At 73.8% G+C, this 17,580-nt stretch carries 12 protein-coding genes; 5 read left to right on the top strand and 7 right to left on the bottom strand.

The genetic code is table 11. The features are described 5' to 3' along the window. A partial coding sequence (locus ACEPPI_RS35310) for a type I polyketide synthase (protein WP_373919348.1) occupies positions 1 to 3,836 on the top strand: 3,836 nt, incomplete at its 5' end. An 86-nt stretch (positions 3,837 to 3,922) separates the two neighbouring features. Here the strand turns inward: ACEPPI_RS35310 and ACEPPI_RS35305 are convergent. The 3 genes from ACEPPI_RS35305 to ACEPPI_RS35295 all read right to left on the bottom strand — a co-directional run bounded on the left by ACEPPI_RS35305 (position 3,923) and on the right by ACEPPI_RS35295 (position 7,019). After that, a complete protein-coding gene (locus ACEPPI_RS35305; protein ID WP_373919347.1) occupies positions 3,923 to 4,864 on the bottom strand; it encodes an ACP S-malonyltransferase in 942 nt (313 codons plus the stop codon). Positions 4,865 to 5,130: 266 nt separating this feature from the next. After that, the gene (locus ACEPPI_RS35300) at positions 5,131 to 6,003 is read right to left on the bottom strand and encodes an ABC transporter permease (RefSeq protein WP_373919346.1); all 873 of its coding nucleotides are present in this window, start codon (positions 6,001 to 6,003) and stop codon (positions 5,131 to 5,133) included. Then, positions 6,000 to 7,019, bottom strand: coding sequence for an ABC transporter ATP-binding protein (locus ACEPPI_RS35295; RefSeq protein WP_373919345.1), 1,020 nt, complete (start codon positions 7,017 to 7,019; stop codon positions 6,000 to 6,002). Before ACEPPI_RS35295 ends, ACEPPI_RS35300 begins: the two co-directional genes overlap by 4 nt. Positions 7,020 to 7,332: 313 nt before the next feature. Between ACEPPI_RS35295 and ACEPPI_RS35290 the strand changes: the two genes are divergently transcribed. The 3 genes from ACEPPI_RS35290 to ACEPPI_RS35280 all read left to right on the top strand — a co-directional run bounded on the left by ACEPPI_RS35290 (position 7,333) and on the right by ACEPPI_RS35280 (position 10,184). Then, a complete protein-coding gene (locus tag ACEPPI_RS35290) occupies positions 7,333 to 7,923 on the top strand; it encodes a sugar phosphate nucleotidyltransferase (RefSeq protein WP_373919344.1) in 591 nt (196 codons plus the stop codon). An 81-nt stretch (positions 7,924 to 8,004) separates the two neighbouring features. Continuing rightward, the gene (locus ACEPPI_RS35285; protein ID WP_373919343.1) at positions 8,005 to 8,649 is read left to right on the top strand and encodes a thioesterase II family protein; all 645 of its coding nucleotides are present in this window, start codon (positions 8,005 to 8,007) and stop codon (positions 8,647 to 8,649) included. A gap of 125 nt (positions 8,650 to 8,774) precedes the next feature. Continuing rightward, positions 8,775 to 10,184, top strand: a complete 1,410-nt coding sequence (locus ACEPPI_RS35280; protein WP_373919342.1) for a class I adenylate-forming enzyme family protein — start codon at positions 8,775 to 8,777, stop codon at positions 10,182 to 10,184. 100 nt (positions 10,185 to 10,284) lie between these two features. Here the strand turns inward: ACEPPI_RS35280 and ACEPPI_RS35275 are convergent, their stop codons facing one another. The 4 genes from ACEPPI_RS35275 to ACEPPI_RS35260 form a co-directional block, all read right to left on the bottom strand. After that, entirely contained in the window at positions 10,285 to 11,946 is a 1,662-nt protein-coding gene (locus ACEPPI_RS35275; RefSeq protein ID WP_373919341.1) for a flavin monoamine oxidase family protein, read from the bottom strand. A 178-nt stretch (positions 11,947 to 12,124) separates the two neighbouring features. Next, the gene (locus tag ACEPPI_RS35270) at positions 12,125 to 12,934 is read right to left on the bottom strand and encodes a 4'-phosphopantetheinyl transferase (protein WP_373919340.1); all 810 of its coding nucleotides are present in this window, start codon (positions 12,932 to 12,934) and stop codon (positions 12,125 to 12,127) included. Then, on the bottom strand, positions 12,931 to 13,842 hold the full coding sequence (locus tag ACEPPI_RS35265; RefSeq protein ID WP_373919339.1) for a metallophosphoesterase: 912 nt from the start codon (positions 13,840 to 13,842) through the stop codon (positions 12,931 to 12,933). The genes ACEPPI_RS35270 and ACEPPI_RS35265 overlap by 4 nt, the downstream gene beginning before the upstream one ends. Next, positions 13,823 to 16,747, bottom strand: a complete 2,925-nt coding sequence (locus ACEPPI_RS35260; RefSeq protein ID WP_373919338.1) for an AAA family ATPase — start codon at positions 16,745 to 16,747, stop codon at positions 13,823 to 13,825. Before ACEPPI_RS35260 ends, ACEPPI_RS35265 begins: the two co-directional genes overlap by 20 nt. Before the next feature lie 497 nt (positions 16,748 to 17,244). On the opposite strand from ACEPPI_RS35260, the gene ACEPPI_RS35255 reads away from it, so the two are divergent. Beyond that, positions 17,245 to 17,580: carboxyl transferase domain-containing protein (locus ACEPPI_RS35255; protein WP_373919337.1), on the top strand; the 336-nt coding region annotated here is incomplete at its 3' end.

The following is a 17,580-nucleotide window of genomic DNA, read 5'->3' as shown; positions in this document are numbered from 1 at the left end:
CGGTCGAGGACGCGGGCCGCGAGGCCGCTGTCCTGGGCTCCCTGCGCCGTAATGAGGGCGGTCTGGAGAGGTTCTGGCTCTCCCTGGGCGAGGCCTACGTACGCGGTGTGGCCGTGGACTGGGATGCCGTGTTCGCCGGAACCGGCGCACAACACGTCGACCTGCCCACCTACGCCTTCCAGCGCGACCGCTTCTGGATCGACGTACCGGTCTCCGCCGTCGGCGACGTGGCCTCCGCCGGACTCGGCAAGGCCGAGCACCCGCTGCTGGGCGCGGCCGTCGAACTGCCGGATTCGGACGGGTTCCTCTTCACGGGCCGCCTGTCCCTCACGACCCACCCCTGGCTGGCCGACCACCGCGCCGCCGGTGCCGTGCTGCTGCCCGGCACGGCCTTCGTGGAACTCGCGCTGCACGCCGCCCAGCGGGCCGGCAGCACCGTCCTGGAGGAACTGACCCTGGAAGCCCCGCTGGTGCTCCCCGAGCGCGGCGCACTCCAGCTCCGGCTGTCGGTGGCGGCCCCGGACGCGGACGGGCGGCGGGCACTGCACGTGTACTCGCGCCCCGAGGCCCGGGACGGCGAGGACGGCCGCGGCTCCGAGAGCGAGCCGTGGACGCGGCACGCCGCCGGTGTGCTCGGTGCGGCGGACACCCCGGCCGCGGCGCCGGTCCCGGCTCCGCGGACCTGGCCCCCGGCGGGCGCCGACGAGCTCGAAGTGGACGACCTGTACGAGCTGTTCGCCGCCGGCGGATACGCGTACGGACCGGCCTTCCGCAACCTGCGGGCGGCCTGGCGGCTCGGCGACGAGCTCTTCGCCGAACTCTCCCTCGCCGAGGGCCCGCAGGCCGATGCCGCGCACTTCGGCGTGCACCCGGCGCTGCTGGACGCGGGCCTGCACGGCCTCGCCCTCGGCTCCTTCCTCACCGCCGGCGACGAGGAGCCCGGTGCGGAGGCCCGGATGCGGCTGCCCTTCGCCTTCACCGGCGTCGGCCTGCACGCCGTCGGGGCGGACGCGCTGCGGGTGCGGCTGGCCCCGGCCGGATCGGGGGCCGTGTCCCTCACGGCCTTCGACGAGCAGGGCGAGCCCGTCGTGTCGGTGGAGTCGCTGCTGCTGCGCACGCTCGACCCGGCCGCGCTGACGTCGGCCCGGTCCGCGTTCCACGAGTCGCTGTTCCGCCTGGAGTGGCCCGCCGTTCCCGCCGCGGCCGTCGACCCCGCCGCCACGGCCGGCCGCTGGGCCCTGGTCGGGCCCGACACCCTCGGCCTGGAGGCCGCGCTGCGCGGCGCGGACGCCACCGCCGACGTCTACGGAGACCTCGACGCCCTCGGCGCCGTGGTGACCGCCGGGCAGCCGGCGCCGGACACCGTGCTCGTCACGTACGCCACGCCCGGAGCCGGCCCCGCCGACCGTCCGCAGGACACGGCTGGGGCCGCCCGGCAGGCGACCCGTGACGCCCTCGCGCTCGTACAGGCCTGGCTGGCCGAGGAGGCGTTCGCCGGCTCCCGCCTCGCGGTGCTCACCCGGGGCGCGGTCGAGGCGCGGCCGGGCGAGGGCGTGGCCGACCTGGTGCACGCCTCGGTCTGGGGCCTGCTGCGCTCGGCGCAGTCGGAGAACCCCGGCCGGTTCCTGCTGATCGACCTGGACGCCGGAGCCGACGCAGCGCGGGCGGAACACCCCGCGCTGCTGGCGGCCGCCGTGGCCAGTGGCGAACCGCAGCTCGCCCTGCGCGGGGGAGCGCTGCACGCCGCCCGGCTGGCCCGGGTCCCGGCGGAGCGCCCCGAGCCGCAGGAGGCCGCCGCGGAAGACGCCGCCGCCGAGGCCGCACGGCCGGTACCGGTCCCCGTGCCGGACCCGGACGGCACCGTCCTGATCACCGGCGGCACCGGCGTGCTCGGCAGCCTCCTGGCCCGTCACCTGGTGACCGAGCACGGGGCCCGGCGCCTGCTGCTCACCAGTCGGCGCGGACCGCGTGCGGCCGGCGCGGCGGAACTCGTCGCGGAACTCGCCGCGCTGGGCGCGGAGGCGGCCGTCGTCGCCTGCGACGCGTCCGACCGGGAGGCGCTGGCGGCCCTGCTGGCCGGGATCCCGGCGGAGCACCCGCTCACCGCAGTCGTCCACACCGCAGGGCACCTCGACGACGGGCTCGTCCCGTCCCTGACGCCCGAGCGGATCGACTCGGTGCTGCGGCCCAAGGTGGACGCGGCGCTGCACCTGCACGAGCTGACCCGGGACCTGGACCTGGCCGCGTTCGTCCTGTTCTCCTCGGCCGCGGGCACCCTCGGCAGCCCCGGCCAGGCCAACTACGCGGCGGCCAACGCCTTCCTCGACGCCCTGGCGCACAGCCGGCGCGCCGAGGGGCTGCCCGCCGTGTCCCTGGCCTGGGGGCTGTGGGAGCAGCGCAGCGAGATGACCGGCGAGCTCACCGACGCCGACGTGCAGCGGATGGCGCGCGCCGGTCTGGCCCCGCTCACCTCCGAGCAGGGCCTGGCCCTCTTCGACACGGCGTGCGGTCCGGCCACGGGCAGCGTCTTCCTCGCCATCCGCCTGGACACCGCCCCGCTGCGGGCCCAGGCCGAGTCCGGAGCCCTGCCGGCGGTCTTCCGGGGGCTCGTCCGGGGCGGTCTGCGCAAGGTCGCCGCGCACGGCGCCGGGACGGCGGCGGCCTCCGCCGCCGCGCAGCTCCTCGCGGGCCTGCCGGCTCTGCCGGAGGAGGAGCAGGAGCGCGTCCTGCTCGACGTGGTGCGGGCGCAGGCCGCCGCGGTGCTGGCCTACCCCTCGCCCGAGGCGGTGGGGGAGTCCCAGGAGTTCCTGGAGCTCGGCCTGGACTCGCTGACCGCCGTCGAGCTGCGCAACCAGCTGAACGCGGCCACCGGCCTGCGGCTGCCCGCCACCCTGCTGTTCGACCACCCCACCCCGCTGCTGGTCGCGCAGCGGCTGCGCGCCGAGCTCGCCGAGGGCCCGGGCGTGCCCGCCGGGGCCGCCGGGACGGCGGAGCGGGACGCGGAGGAGGACGCCGGGGTCTTCGGCGCGATGCTCCAGGAGGCGGGGACGCAGGGCGCGTCCGGCCAGTTCATGGAACTGCTGATGCAGGCCTCGCGGTTCAGGCCCTCGTTCTCCTCGGCGGCCGAGCTGCGCCGGGCGCCCGCCCTGGTGCGGCTGGCGCGCGGCGAGGAGGGTCCGGGACTGGTCTGCTTCTCCTCGATCCTGTCGATCTCCGGGCCGCACCAGTACGCCCGGTTCGCCTCCGCCTTCCGCGGCCGGCGCGACGTCCACGCCATGGCGGCCCCCGGCTTCCTGCGGGGCGAGCAGCTGCCCTCGACGGCCGGAGCGGTGATCGAGGCCCAGGCCGAGGCCGTCCTGCGGCACACGGACGGGGCGCCGTTCGTGCTCCTCGGACACTCCTCGGGCGGCATGCTCGCCCACGCGGTGGCCGGGCGGCTGGAGGACGCCGGGGTCTTCCCCGAGGCGGTCGTCCTGATCGACATCTACTCGCACGACGACGACGCCATCCTCGGCATCCAGCCGGGGCTGTCGGAAGGCGTCGACGAGCGTCAGGGCAGCTACGTCCCGGTGGACGACAGCCGGCTGCTGGCGATGGGCGCCTACTTCCGGCTCTTCGGCGGCTGGAAGCCGCAGGCGGTGAAGTCGCCCACGCTGCTGGTCCGGGCCGAGGAGCGGTTCTTCGACTGGAAGCGCGCGGCGACCGGCGACTGGCGTTCCTACTGGGACCTGGAGCACACGGCCGTGGACGCCCTCGGCAACCACTTCACGATGATGGAGCAGCACGCGCAGGAGACCGCGGGAGCGGTCGGGCAGTGGCTGGACGCCCGGTCCTGAGCGCGGCCCGGACGGTGACACGAGAGCAGGGCCCCACCCCCCTCCGGGGGGTGGGGCCCTGCCCCGTCCGCGGCGGTGCGGACGCCTCAGGCGCCGCGCCGGACCCGCGCCGCCCGGGAGCGTTCGAGAGCGTGCTGCCGCTCGCGCTCGCGGGCCCGCTTCTTGGGCAGGCCCACCGCGTGCACCTCGAAGTTGTCCTTGGTGACGTCGAGCCGGTGGAAGAGGCTGTCGGGGCCGGTCATGTACAGGGTGCCCACGCCGAGCCCCTTGAGGGACTCCACCATGCGCGGCCAGTGGATGGGCCGGTCGAAGGTGTCCAGCATCATGGTGCGCATTCCGGCGGCGTCCCGGATGACGCTGCCGTCGTGGTCGACGACCACGGGCAGGGAGGGGTCGGCGAACTCGTACGCACCGAAGACCTCTTCCTCCGCCTTCTTGCGCAGCGCCGAGAAGGCCGCCGCGTGCACGGGCGGCCGCATCGAGTACATGGAGTAGCCGCCGGCCGCGCTGATGCCGGCGTTCAGGGCGTCGAGGTCCCCCTCGCGCACGGAGAGCATGTGGAAGCCCGCGTCGAGCCGGCCGGAGGAGTCGTACCAGGCGCCCCGGTCGTCGAACCCGGCGAGGATCTCGTCCAGCCGGTCCTGCGGGGTGCGGACGAAGCAGTGCGTGACCACGTCCGCGTAGGCGTCCGCGAAGTACTCCTCCTCGCAGCGGGCCAGCTCGGCGGTCAGCCGTACGACCTCGGGGAAGGAGAGCGAGCCGACGAAGGCGGCGGTGGCCTTCTGGCCGAAGCTCGGCCCGGCGCAGACGGTGGGGACGGCGCCGAGGGTGTCCACGGCCCGGTCCGCCAGCGCCATCGAGTTCACCAGGAAGGCGATCTGGAAATCGACCGAATAATCCTCCTCCGCGTCCCGGAAGCGATCGAACACCGAGTATCCGAGCGCCTCGTCCGCCTCCGCCAGACGAACCCGCGCATACGGGTCGAGCAGCAGGAACTTGCCGACCTCGGCGAAAGAGGCGGGTCCCATTCCGGGGAATACGAGCGCGGTTCCGGAGCGCGGTTCCGGAGATTCCGCGGCGGGGGAGCCGAGCGTGTTCTCGGCGGTAATGTCGGCAGGGGAATCGGCGGGGGAATCGGCGGGAATGTCGGCAGCGATCGCGGCGGAACGAGTCATGATCCGTGAATACCTTTGCTTCCGGGAAGGGAATGGGGACGGGCAGCGAGAAGGCCCCGCACCCGGCCGGCGCGCGGTGCGCCGGTCCGGGCACGGGGCCGGGAGGAGGGGGCGGGGGGTCAGTCCTGGGCCCTGCGGTGGAAGCCCTTGATGCCGATCGCCCCGAAGATCAGGATCGCCGCGGTCAGCGCCGACACGCACACCCACAGCGGGATCGAGCCGGGGCCGCCGGGCGGCAGCAGCAGCGAGCGGATGCCCTCGGTGACGTAGGTCAGCGGGTTGAACGTGCACAGCACCTGGAACCAGCGGACCTCTGCCAGTCCGTGCCACGGGAACTGGGTGCAGCCGGTGAACATCAGCGGGGTCAGCGTCACCGCGAAGACGATGCTGATGTGCCGCGGCGGGGCCAGCGTGCCGATGGTCAGCCCCACCGTGCTGCCGGCCAGTGCGCCCATCAGGAGCACGCCCACCGTGGCCGGGAAGCGGTCCATGGGCCATGAGGCGTGGTCGAGGACCAGGAAGCCCATCGGGATCATCAGAAGCGAGGCGACGATACCGCGCAGCATGCCGAAGACCAGCTTCTCGACGGCCACCAGGAAGGTGGGGATCGGGGCCAGCAGGCGGTCCTCGATCTCCTTGCTCCAGGAGAAGTCGATGATCAGCGGGAGCGCCGTGTTCTGGAGGCTCACCAGGAAGGCGTTGAGCGCCACCACACCGGGCAGCAGCACCTGCTGGAAGCCGCCGCCGGTGAAGCCGAGCTCGCCGAGGACCTTGCCGAAGACGAACAGGATGAAGAACGGTTCCACGAGCACCTGGGCGAGGAACGTCGGCAGCTCGCGGCCCGTGACGAAGACGTCCCGCCACAGGATGAAGAAGAACGTACGGGTCACCGAGCGGACGCCCGCGGGCGCGGGCCGCAGCTCGCGGGGGAAGCCGGCGACCGGATCGGGCGCGCCGGTGGCGGCGGTGGTGGTGGCAGTGGCGGTGCTCATCGCAGCTCCCTGCCGGTCAGCGAGATGAAGACGTCCTCCAGCGTGGCGGTGCCCACTTTGATGTCCTTGATGTCGCAGTTCGCCGCCGCGAGGGTGGTGATCGCGGCCGGGAGCAGCGCGCCGGTCGGCGCGTCGCTGTACAGGCGCAGCCGTACGGGGGCGTCCGCGTCGGCCCCGTCCGCCGCGGCGTCCGGGCCCTGCCCCCCCTCCTCGCCGCGGGGCGGCTCGACCCGCTCGACCCGCGTCACCGCCTCGATCTTCTCCAGCAGGCGGACGACCTCGACGGCGCCGGACTCCCCGGGCCGCACGGTGACGGTGCAGGCCGTGCCGCTCAGGCTCTCCATGAGCGCCTGCGGGGTGTCCAGGGCGAGCAGCCGGCCGTGGTCCACGATGCCGACGCGGTCGCACAGCCGGGCGGCCTCGTCCATGTCGTGGGTGGTGAGGACGGTGGTCACACCGCGCCCGCTCAGCTCGGCCACCCGCTCGTGGATGAACAGCCTCGCCTGCGGGTCGAGTCCGTTGGCGGGCTCGTCGAGGAAGAGGACGTCGGGCCGGTGCATCAGCGCCCGGGCGATCATCACGCGCTGCGCCTGGCCGCCGGAGAGCTGGTCGCCGCGGTCCTTGCCGCGGTCGCCGAGCCCCACCCACTCCAGGCACTCGTCGGCGAGCCGGCGCCGTTCGGCGCGGCCCATGCCGTGGTAGCCGGCGTGGAAGGTGAGGTTCTGCCGCAGGGTGAGCGACTGGTCGAGGTTGTTGCGCTGCGGCACGACGGCGAAGGCCCGGCGGGCCTGGGCGGGATGGGCCACGACGTCCACGCCCTGGACGAACGCGCGCCCCGCGGTGGGGGCCACGCGGGTGGTCAGGATGCCGATGGTGGTGGTCTTGCCGGCTCCGTTGGGTCCCAGGAAGCCGAAGACCTCGCCCCGGCGGACCGAGAAGCTCAGATCGTTCACCGCCGGCCGGTCCCGGTCCCGGTACTTCTTGACGAGTCCGTCGACCACGACAGTGGATTCCACTGGTCTTTCAGGTTTCATTTATGCCTGCGAATCAAGCGGGACGCGCAACGGCGGCCTGGGCTTCGCGGGGGGAATATCGCGTGACCGGCCGCGCGTCGGGCGCCGACTGAATAGGACACGGAACTGATGGCTTCCTGTCTAGCATGCGGGGTGGGCCGGCGGCCCAGGCGGGGGCATGGCTAGGGGCGATGCCCAATTGGTTAGGGGGGAATAGGGGTGATCGCGGATTGCCGCCGGGAAATATGCTCACGACGCCACCGCGTGACCGCGCCGGACATCTCCGTTCGCCTCACCTTTCCCGCGAGGAGACCCCGTGAAAGCACTCGTTCTGTCGGGGAGATCCGGCACCAGCCCGCGCCCCCTGCCCGCCGCGGCCGAGGGGCGGCCGGGCCCGGACGCCGGCAAGCCGGGGCTCTTCCACGTCCTGGAGGGGATCGCCGACGCGGGCATCCTCGACGTCGGCATCGTCCTCGGGGAGGGCGCCGACGAGGTCCGGGCGGCCGTCGGCGACGGCGCCCGCTTCGGCGTCAGCGTCACCTACCTGCCCCAGCACCGGCCGCTGGGCCCGGCCCACGCCCTGCGCTGCGCGCGGGACTGGCTGGGCGAGGACGACTTCGTGACGCTCTCGGGCGACACCTTCGTCCCGGGCGGGATCGGCGAGCAGATGGAGGATTTCCGCACCCGGCGCCCCGCCGCGCAGGCGGCGGCGGACCGGCCCGGCGTGTACTTCTTCACGGACGCCGTCCACCGGGCCGACGCCGCCGCCCCCGGCGCGCTCCCCGGCGAGAGCGGCCTGCCGGACGTCCTGCGGTGGCTGGCCGGCCAGGGCCTGGAAGTCGTCCCCGACGGAGGCCTCCCCACCGCCGGTGCCGCAGGCCGCGGCGGGCCACAGATCCGTCCATGAAGGCCCTCCGCACGGGAGGCGCCGTTCGTACGCCCGACCACGAGTCGTCAGGGCACCACCCGATGCGGAGTTTCAGGGAGCATGACGCATGCGCACGACCAGCCCGCCGCCGGGGAGACCACCCCCGACGGGGTCAGCCTGATCCAGATCCGGCAGCCCGCGGTGCCCAGCAGCTACCGGATGATCTGCTTCCCGAGCTCGCGGAACTCACCGCTCTGCTACCTGGCGATGGCCGACCTCCTGCTCCCCACCGTCGAGCTGCTCATCGTCCAGTACCCGTCCCCGCTCTGCGACGAGGACCTCGATCCGGAAGCGGGCACGGGACTCACCGACAAGGTCTTCGAGGCCGTACGGGGCTGGGCCGACCGCCCGTTCGCCCTGTTCGGGCACCGGCACGGGGCCGAGCTCGCCTACGCGGTGGGCTGCCGGCTCGAACGCGAGACGTACACGGCACCCCTGACCCTCTTCGTCTCCGGGCAGGCCGCACCCGGCCACCGCGGCAACCTCGGCCCGCCGCCGCTGGACTGCCGGGTCGTCGCCCTGGCGGCCCGGCACGACCCGCGCGCCACGCTGTCGGGCATGCGGTCCTGGCGGCGCAGCACCTCGGGCCGCTTCGACCTGGAGGTCTTTCCCGGCGCCCAGGGCTACCTGAAGACCTACCGCCGGGAGGTGGTCAACATCGTGCACGACCAGCTGATCTCGCTCGGTGAACCCGACCCGGACTGACCACCCCATCACCGGTGACGCTCGCTGATCCGGCGATCCACCCCATGAACGGGCCCGGCTCCGGCCCGGCGGACCGCACGCCGCCCGGCCGTGGCAGAGCCCAGAGGAAGGACATTGTGCGACCGATGACCGCGAAGATATGCGCAGCAGACTCGGTACGGACCATCGAGGAGTTCGAACAGGACGCCCTCCGGGTGGCCGGGGCCATCCGCGAACGGGGAGTCGGCCTCGGCGACCGCGTCATGCTGAAGGCCGGCAACTCGGCGAGCTACGTGTGCGTGCTGTACGCGCTGATGCACGTCGGCGCCTCGATCGTCCTCGTCGACCAGCAGGAACACCAGGAGGAGACCCGCCGCATCGCCGTACGCACCGGCGTGAAGGTCACCTTCGTCGACGACGACACCCCCATCTACCAGGACGCCGACCCCGTCCACCTCTACGAGCTGATGGTCGCCGTCACCGACCACGAACCCACCGAGCCCGGCCTGGACTTCGGGGCCTGGGGCGAACTGCCCGACGGCCTCATCATGTGGACCTCGGGCTCCACCGGATCCCCCAAGGGCGTGGTGAAGTCCGGTGCCTCGTTCCTGCGCAACCTCCAGCGCAACGCCGACCAGGTAGGGCACCGCCCCGACGACGTGCTGATGCCGCTGCTGCCCTTCGCCCACCAGTACGGCCTGTCGATGGTGCTCATCGCCTGGCTCACCCGCTGCTCCCTGGTGATCGCCCCCTACCGCCGGCTGGACCGCGCCCTTCGCATGGCCCGCGACGCCGGGGTGACCGTCATCGACGCGACCCCCTCCAGCTACCGCAGCATCCTCAGCCTGGTCACCCGCAAGCCCGCGCTGCGCGCCCACCTCGCCGACACCCGCATGTTCTGCGTCGGCGCGGCCCCGCTCGACGCACCGCTGGTCGGCCAGTACGTCGCCGAGTTCGGCCTGCCGCTGCTGGACAGCTACGGCTCCACCGAACTGGGCAACATCTCCTTCGCCACCCTCGACAACCCGGTCGCCTGCGGCCGGGCCATGGAGGGGATCCGGCTGCGGATCGTCGACGAGGACGGCCGCGAACTGCCGGCGGGGGAGACGGGCGAGATCGAGGTCGACACCCCGGACGCCCTGGAGGGCCAGGTGGAGGAGGACGGCACCATCGCCCCCGCGCACGCCACCGGCTGGCAGGCCACCGGCGACCTCGGTCACCTCGACGCGGACGCCAACCTGCACGTCCTCGGACGCAAGTTCGCCGTCCACCGGATGGGGTACACTCTCTACCCCGAACTCATCGAACGGAAGGTGGCTGCCGAAGGCTGCCCCACCCGGATCGTACCCCTGCCCGACGAACTGCGCGGCTCCCAGCTGGTGTTCTTCGTCGAGGACGAGGAGCTGCGGGACGCGGCCCACTGGCGCGAGCGCCTGTGCGGGCTGCTGCCGGTCTACGAACAGCCCAACAAGGTCGTCGTGCTGGAGCAGTTCCCGCTGAACCGCAACGGCAAGCCCGACAAGAAGGCGCTGGCGGTGCTCGCCGCCGAGGCGTGAGGACCGCGCCCCGAGGGGCGGAGCGGTGAAGGCGCCCCCGCGGCATCGCGGGGGCGCCTTCGTCCTGCGTACGGCCGGCGCGCCGGACGGGCGCCCCGGGTCACTCCTCGTAGGGGAGCTCGACGGGCGCCAGCGCGTCGAAGAGGTCACCGGGGCCGGGGTTGTCGGGGTGGCTCGCTCCGCCGAGGTGGTCCACGACCCCCCACACCGCGTTCAGCGCCGTGGTGACGGCCCCCTCCGCGAACCCGCCCGTCCACGACACGTCGTCGCCGCACAGGAAGAAGCCGCGCTCCCCGGCCGGCAGCCCGCGCTGCATGAACTGGGTGAACAGCCGCCGCTGGTAGCGGTACTGGCCCGGCAGGTTCGCCTTGAAGGCGCCCATGAAGTGCGGTTCGGTCTCCCAGGTGATGGTGAGCGGATCACCGATCACGTGGGAGCGGACGTCCACCCCGGGATAGATCGCCGCGAGCTTGCCCAGCAGCACGTCCAGCCGCTCCCGCGGGCCGAGCGTGGCCATCTTCAGGGAGTCGTCGTTCCAGGTGTACGACAGGCACATCACGCCCGGCCGGTCCGGGCCGTCGTCGAAGAGGTAGACCCCGCGCGGCATCCGGTCGGTGAGCGTCATGCTCATCACCGGCAGGCCCGTGTCCGGGTCCACGTCACGCCAGAACGGGCGGTCGGTCAGCACGAACAGCTTGGAGGAGCCCATGTAGTGGGTGCGCTCCACCGCCGTCCACAGCGGCGCGCTCAGCAGCGCCGGATCGGCCTCCACCCGGTTCAGCAGCGTCCACACGTGCGGGGTGTAGACCACGGCCGGGAACCGGTCGACGCGGCCCCCGGTGTCGGTGACGGTGAACTCCGCCCCCGCGCGGGCGACCGCGCGTGCCCCGGGCCGCGGCTCGCCGCCGTGCAGCGAGGCCAGCGAGGTGCCCGCCGGCCAGTGCGCGCACTGGTGGGGCCGGTGTTCCCACAGCCCGCGCGGCACCTGCTGGGAGCCGCCGGCGATGGCCATCTGGTGGTCGTCGGCCTCCGTGTAGACCACGCGCAGGATCTCCAGCAGCGAGTTCGGGAAGTCGGTGTCCCATCCGCCCGTACCGAAGCCCACCTGCCCGAAGACCTCCCGGTGCCGGAAGGAGCGGAACGCCGAGCTGGTGGCGAGGAAGCCGTGGAAGGACTGGTCGTCGAACTCCCGCACCAGCCGGTCCCAGACGTGCTTGAGCGTCTCGACGTCGCGCCGCCGGACGGCGTCGCGCATCGTGGCCAGCTCCGCCCGCTCCTGGAGGGCCTTCTCCCAGGCGGCGGCCACCTCCTGGTAGACGTCGGGGAGTTCGCCGGCCCCGCGCACCGTGTGCCGTACGCCGCCCAGGTCGATGAGGGTGCTGGGGGTGTGCGGCGCCAGCGGGTTGGGGAAGGGGCTGGTGCGCAGCCCCAGCAGGTCGATGTAGTGGAACAGCGAGCGGGCCGACAGCGGGAAGCGCATGGCGCCCATCTCCGCCACGCAGTCCGGCCGTCCCGGGAAGGCCACCGAGCGCATCCGGCCGCCCAGTTGGTCGGCCTCGTATACGACCGGGCGCAGGCCCAGCCGCATCAGTTCGTAGGCGGCGGTCAGTCCCGCCATCCCGCCGCCTACGACCGCCACCGGCGTGCCGGCCCGGTCGGGCGGCAGAGAGCCCAGGCCCGCCGGATGGCGGAGCCAGCCGTCGTAGGAGAACGGGAAGTCCGGCACGAGCATGGTGGTGGGAGCCGGGCTTGCTGATGTCATCTGGAGTACCTCTCGGGCCGGTGCGACATCGCTTCCAGGGGAACCGGAGCGAGCCGGGCGCGGCCGGAGGTCGCGGCATCGCAGCGGGCCCGGACGGCGGGAGGGGCACGAGTCGTACGCCGTGCGCACTCGGTCCGGTCCTCGCACGCTACGCAGCGGCCCCGGAGCCGGACAACCCCTACCGACCCGGGCGTCCGACGGTGCCCGGGCCGCTGTACGGGGTCGCGTCCCCGGCGGCGGTCCGCCGGGCCGGGACGGTGATCACGGTGACGACGAGCCCGCGCCGGGCGAGCCAGCGGCCGGTGAACGCCGTCACCGGGCGGCCGTCGCGGCCGGTGCCCGGGCGCAGCACACGGGCCCGGAAGGAACCCTGGCGCAGGCCCTCGGCCGCGCTGACGGCGGGTCCCCCCGCGGGTCCCCCCGCGAGCCCGGCCGCGCCGGCGCCCGGCGGGCCCTCGGTGTCCGTGCGGAAGGAGATGTCGGCGTCCTCGAAGTCCAGCTCGGTGCCCACCAGCGGGTACCAGGTCTTGTACACGGCCTCCTTGGCGCTGAACAGCAGCCGGTCCCGGCACAGTCGGCCCGCCCCCGTCACCGGCGTACGGGCCCAGGCCAGTTCCCGGGGCAGGGCGATCGAGTCCAGCACCCCCCGGGGCAGCGGCCGGTCCGGCTCGGCGTCGATGCCGATCGCCACCAGGTCGGTGTCCCGGCCGAGGACGGCGGCCGCGTAGCCGGCGCAGTGGGTCATGCTGCCGACCACCCCGGCCGGCCACTGCGGCACGTTCCGCTTGCCCGGCAGGACCGGCGCCGCCGGGAGCCCGAGCGCGTCCAGCGCGCGGCGGGCGCAGCCCCGTACGGTGGCGAACTCCTCGCGGCGGCGGTCCGTCGAGGTGGCGACCAGGGCCGCCTCCTCGGGGTAGAGCACGGCCGCGCCGTCCGGTCCGAACGCCTCGCCCGCGGCCACCCCTTCGGGCAGCAGGGTCTCTATCACGCCGTGTCCTCTCCGCCGGTGTAGGGGAGGATCTGCCGCAGCAGACCCTTGGGGTGGCCGCGCCGGCGCCACTCGCGCGGGTAGCCGATCGACACCTCCTCGAAGCGCACCCCGTCGTACCAGGTGGTCCGGGGGATGTGCAGGTGCCCGTAGACCACGGCGGCCGTACGGAACCTGCGGTGCCAGTCGGCGGTGAGCACGGTGCCGCACCACTGCGCGAACTCCGGGTGCCACAGCACGTCCGTGGGCTCGCGGACCAGCGGGAAGTGGTTGACGAGGACCAGCGGGAGCGACGGGTCGTGCTCCTCCAGCCGGCGCAGGGTCAGCGCGACCCGCTCCCGGCACCAGGCGTCCCGGCTCGGGTGCGGGTCGGGGTGCAGCAGGTACTCGTCGGTGCAGACGACCCCCGCCTCGTGCGCCCGCGCCAGCGACTCCTCCTTGGTCCGCGTCCCCGCCACCCGGAAGGTGTAGTCGTACAGCAGGAACAGCGGGGCGACCGCCACCGGGCCGCCCGGGCCCCGCCACACCGGCCAGGGGTCCTCGGGGGTGACCACGCCCAGCGCGCGGCACAGGTCCACCAGGTGCGCGTAGCGCTTCTCGCCGCGGGCCTGGACCGTGTCCTCGCGCGGGGTCCACAGCTCGTGGTTGCCCGGAGCCCACACCACCTTGGCGAACCGCCCCGACAGCAGGCGCAGCGCCCACTCGATGTCCTCGGTGAGCTCGCCGACGTCACCGGCGACGATCAGCCAGTCGTCCGGGTGGGCGGGGTGCAGGGACTCGGTGATGGGCCGGTTGTCGGCCATCCCGATGTGCAGGTCGCTGACCGCGAGCAGCCGGGGTCCGGGGGCGGGCGTGGATCCGCCCGCGCCGCCGGTCCGGGCGGCGGGATCAGGCAGTGTGTGCGACATCGGATTCCCAACTGACGGGCAGGTCTTGCCGGCGCGTGATGTTGATCTTGCGGTAGACGCGGGTCAGGTGCTGTTCCACGGTGCTGACGGTGATGAACAGCTTCGCCCCGATCTCCCGGTTCGTGTAGCCGTGGGCGGCCAGCGAGGCCACCCGCCGCGGGGGGGGCGGCCGGGGGGGCGCCGCGCTCGGCCGCGTCGCCCGGACGGCGGCGCCCGGCACCGGCGCGGGCATCGCCCGCGGCAGCGTGATGCCGGTCCCGGACGGCTCCGTCCGGGACGGCAGCGTGCCCTCCCGGGTGCCCCGCACCTCGGCGATCCGCCAGGCGCGGCGGGTGCAGCTCCTGCCCTGCGCCGCGTCGCCGAGCCGCTCGTACGCCGTGCCGAGGTCGGTCAGCGTACGGGCCAGCTCGTGCGCGTCGCCCTCCTCCTGGAGCAGGGTCACGGCCCGGTCCAGCAGCGCGGGCCGGTCGGCCAGCGGCCGGGCGGCCGCCAGGACGCGCAGGGCCAGGCCGCGCACGCGGGGTCCGGCCCCGCGGGCGAGCTGCTCCCGGGCGAAGCGTTCCGCCTGGTCGCGGGCGCCGAGGGCGAGCGAGGCCTCCGCGACGCCGATGCGCCAGGGCGCCAGCCCCTCGCGGTCCATGTTCCACTCGCGCATCAGCCGTCCGCAGGCCATGAAGTCCGTCAGCGCCGCGTGGTGGCGCCCGGTGGCGAGCCGGTGCCCTCCACGCGCGTAGAGGTAATGGAGTCCGTAGCGCGTCAGCAGCATCTTCTCGGGTACCGGATGGTCCACCAGGGCCGCCGCCGCCTCGTGGTCGCCCATCGCGGTCCGCGCCTCGATGAGGGCGGACAGCGGCATGCCGATGCCCACGCCCCAGGCGTGCGGCGTGAGTTGTTCCAGCGCCTGCTCGGCCAGCAGCCGCGCCTGGGCCGGCTCGCCGCGGCGCAGCGCCATGTGCGCGCGCATCGCCTGCATGACGGCGGTCCAGCCGGGGGCGTCGTGCCCGGCGGCCTCGTCCAGCAGCCGGTCCGTCCACAGCGCCGCCTCGCCCAGCCGTTCCGTATACAACAGGGCCAGCAGGCAGCCCCGGATCGTGAAGTGGGTCTCGTCCGTGAGCCGGATCCCGGCCAGGATCCGCTCGGCGGCGAGGGCGGACTCCTCGTCCAGGGCGGCCCGCTCCCGGTGGCCCGGGGCCGCGGTGCCGGTGCTCAGCACCCCGTGCAGCACCCGGATGCCGGCCATGGCCCGGTCCTCCGCGGGGCGCCGCGCGGCCGCGTCACCGTCCGGGCCCAGCGCGCCGTCCAGCAGGTCAAGCAGCGTGGGGTACGTCGAGGCCAACATCAGTCGTACGTCCGACAGTTGCGCGGTCGTCGCGGGGTCCGGCGGCTGCGGCATGCCGTCGAGGGCGTGCTGGATCGCGCTCGCCGCATCGTCGATCCAGCCGTTCCACAGCAGATCGCCGACCAGCCGCAGCGAGTCGCCGACCGGCAGCGTCCCCTGGCGCAGCGCGGCGTTGAGCGGCTGAAGTTCCTGTGCCCAGGCGGACGGCTTCGTCCGCCAGATGAATTTGGCCATGTCGGCCCGGAGCTGAAAGCGCTCTCTTTCGTCATGGGAGCACTCCTCGGCCAGCCGCAGGCAGCGCACCGCGAACTCGACCCGCTGGGAGGCCAGCGCCGTGTGAGCGGCGGCCGCGAGGACGCCCGGCACCCAGTCCTCGTCGGGCAGGCCCGGCTCCTGGTCCAGCAGGTGCGCGGCGACCACCATCGGCGCCGCTCCGGCCTCGTACGACAGCCTCGCCGCCCGCCGGCGCAGTGCGGCCACGGCGTCGTCGGCGAGGCTCTCCAGCACCGCCCTCCGTACCGCGCCGTGCCGGAAGCGCTCGCCCTGGAGGATGCCCGTGCCGCCGAGGGCGTCCACCACCTTCGCCACCGTCCGCTCGTCGGTCTCCACGAGGCGGGCCAGCAGCGGGCGCGGCGTCGCGCTGCCGAGCAGCGCGACGCCCTGGGCGACCCGCAGGCCCTCGGCCCCGGTCCGGTGCACGCAGATCAGCGCGTTCTGCACGAACTGTTCGCCCGCGGGGAACGGTCCGTCGACCGCCTCCCCGGCGCGCAGGCGAGGTACGCGGTCGTCCAGCAGGCTGTGGACCAGCAGCGGGTTGCCGCCGGTGGCCGTGTGCAGGGACGCGGCGGCCCGGGCGGTGCGCGAGGGGCCGGGCGTAGCGCCCGCCGGCAGCGGGCTCTCCCCGGTCCGGTGGGCGAGGAGTTCCTCCACTCCCCGCGCGCTCAGCGGGCCCAGCCGCAGGTGCGGCCCTTCCGCCTGGCGGAGCAGCTCGTCCAGGACGCGCGGGGCCGGGGCGCCCGCGTCGGGGCCGCGCGTGACGACCAGTGCGGGGCCGCCCGCCGTCGAGCGGGCCCGGCCGAGGGCGTAGAGCAGGCAGTGCAGGGACTGGGGGTCGGCGTACTGCACGTCGTCGATGGCGATCAGTACCGGCCCGCGCGCCACGAGGCCCGCGAGCCGGGCGTGGAAGGCCATGAGGGTCTGGGCGGGGACGAGTTCGCCGTTGCCGGCGGACCCGTGGAGCGGGAGGGGCCCGGCGGTGTCGACGGTGTCCCGCAGCAGTTCCTCCACCACGCCGAAGGGGATGTGCTGTTCGGAGGCGGAGGTCACGGCGCTCAGGATCCGGACGCCGCTCTCGGCGGTCAGTTCCAGGACCCGGTGCAGCAGGGCGGTCTTGCCCGCCGCGACGGGTCCGCTGACCACGGCCGTCCGGCCCGGTCTGGCGGGGTCCGCGGGAGTGTTGCGGCGCGCGGCGGCGTGTCCGGCGGAGTGAGTGGCGGTGTGGGCCCGGGCGATGCCGGTCACCCAGGCGGTCAGCTTGGCGATCTGTTCATCCCGCTCGACCAACATGGCTGTGGAAGCCTCCCCCTGGGATTCGGAGCGACACATCTCGGTCCTGTCGCATGGCATGGCTATTCCGTGGAGGCCGGACGAGGAGGACGGTTCCCGAGGAGCGCATGGAATTCTGCGCTCACCGTTGGTCAAACGGCAGGCCGGTTCTTCCCGTTCGGCAGGTCCCGATCGAACTCTAGCAACTTTCGATCGGTTCATGAGCGACGGTCGATCGGGGTTCCGTTTTGAATGAAACGCAGTCTGCGCCCGGTTGGTTCACGGAATCGACATGTTCTTCTCGGGGGCGCGTCCGGTAACCTTCCGGAAACCTCAAGGGAACCTCAAGCGGTGCCTATTCAACCTCTTCTGCTCTAGGGGTGGCCGCACGCAGATTAGGGGTCGGAGGAGGTGGAGGTTCTGTGATGGTGGCTCGTTTAATGGCGGGGCGCGGGCCTTCTGCGGTCCGCGGGAAGCGATGAGCCGCCCGCCTCGCGGGGCCGGGGTGGAGAGGGCACATGACGACGAACCTCACCGGGAAAGTGACCGAGCTGCACGATCTGCGCGAGCGGGCGCGGCGCGGGCCGAGTGACCGGGCGACCGAGGCGCAGCACGCCAAGGGCAAGCTGACCGCGCGCGAGCGGATCGCGCTCCTGCTGGACGAGGGTTCGTTCAGGGAGGTCGAGCAGCTGCGCCGGCACCGGGCGAGCGGGTTCGGGCTGGAGGCGAAGAAGCCTTTCACGGACGGTGTCATCACCGGCTGGGGCACCGTCGAGGGCCGCACGGTCTTCGTCTACGCCCACGACTTCCGGATCTTCGGCGGCGCGCTGGGCGAGGCCCACGCCACGAAGATC

Origin of the sequence: Streptomyces sp. AB3(2024), from assembly GCF_041862025.1 — a bacterium.
GTDB lineage: Bacteria > Actinomycetota > Actinomycetes > Streptomycetales > Streptomycetaceae > Streptomyces.
This window is presented reverse-complemented; position numbering and strand designations above follow the sequence as displayed.

Coding starts and splice junctions, on each gene's coding strand:
- ACEPPI_RS35280 (WP_373919342.1), top strand. CDS start 8,775: ATGACCGCGAAGATATGCGCAGCAGACTCGGTACGGACCATCGAGGAG.
- ACEPPI_RS35275 (WP_373919341.1), bottom strand. CDS start 11,946: ATGACATCAGCAAGCCCGGCTCCCACCACCATGCTCGTGCCGGACTTC.
- ACEPPI_RS35300 (WP_373919346.1), bottom strand. CDS start 6,003: ATGAGCACCGCCACTGCCACCACCACCGCCGCCACCGGCGCGCCCGAT.
- ACEPPI_RS35260 (WP_373919338.1), bottom strand. CDS start 16,747: ATGTTGGTCGAGCGGGATGAACAGATCGCCAAGCTGACCGCCTGGGTG.
- ACEPPI_RS35265 (WP_373919339.1), bottom strand. CDS start 13,842: ATGTCGCACACACTGCCTGATCCCGCCGCCCGGACCGGCGGCGCGGGC.
- ACEPPI_RS35305 (WP_373919347.1), bottom strand. CDS start 4,864: ATGGGACCCGCCTCTTTCGCCGAGGTCGGCAAGTTCCTGCTGCTCGAC.
- ACEPPI_RS35285 (WP_373919343.1), top strand. CDS start 8,005: ATGACGCATGCGCACGACCAGCCCGCCGCCGGGGAGACCACCCCCGAC.